Here is an 851-nt window from a genome sequence, read left to right as displayed (position 1 = left end):
CCTCGTGGAAGGCGAACTTCCTCACCAAGAACTGGGACCTGTACGACCGAATCCGCCGTGTCGACCCCCGGTGGATGCGCTCGTGGCTCGCGAAGACGCGTACGTTCCCCGAGAGCCGGCAGAAGCTCGAGTGGCAGGCCCAGGACGAGACGTCACTGTGGAACTGCGTCCTGTCCCTGCGCCCCTCGGGCATCCGGGCCAAGCGCATGACGCACCTGCCCGCGCTGGTGGCCATCACGCAGACGCCGATCCTCGGGCCGCGGGATCGCCGGCTCTCGCCACGGGAGGCAGCCCGCCTTCAGGGGCTCCCCGACGAGTTCGACTTCGGACACCAGCGTGACGCCCTGACCTACAAGCAGCTGGGTAACGGCGTGAACGTCGGGGTCGTCTGGAACGTGCTCAAGGCGCACGTCGAGCGCGACAGGGACCTGCTACTCGCGACCGAGCGCGGACGTGCGATCTACGAGGCTGTCACGAACGCTCCGCAGTCCCCGCTCGATCCCGTGCGGGAGGCGCTCGCACGACGCCAGCACGCGGTGGCCGCTGACGCGCTCGTGCCGGTAGCCGCCCACTGACGACAGTCGCAGCCGGGTAGCCGTGGATCCGAGCACCGGTGCGGGGGCGGAGCCTACGAGGTCACGCCCGTCGCCGGAGGTGTCAGCCCGGTACTCCCGCCTCGCTCGCACCGGCACTGCCCCCGAGGTCCTTCTCCGTCGAGAGCTCCACCGGCGTGGCCGGCGGTTCCGCGTCCACGCGCGGATCGACGGGCTACCCAGGCGTCGCGTGGACATCGCGTTCACATGGTGGCAGGGCTGCGTCCTCGTCGACGGTTGCTTCTGGCACTCGTTCCC

Annotated in this window: 1 protein-coding gene and 1 pseudogene; both read left to right on the top strand. The window is 70.0% G+C overall.

Translation table 11 applies throughout. From position 1 onward, the window contains the following. Positions 1-575 (top strand): DNA cytosine methyltransferase (locus G3I71_RS44890; RefSeq protein ID WP_203733011.1); only part of this gene is annotated, 575 nt, incomplete at its 5' end. A 22-nt stretch (positions 576-597) separates the two neighbouring features. Then, positions 598-851, top strand: a pseudogene (locus G3I71_RS53050) (very short patch repair endonuclease); the annotation flags it as partial.

This window comes from Streptomyces sp. SID12501 (assembly GCF_010550245.1).
Taxonomy (GTDB): Bacteria; Actinomycetota; Actinomycetes; order Streptomycetales; family Streptomycetaceae; genus Streptomyces.
This window is presented reverse-complemented; position numbering and strand designations above follow the sequence as displayed.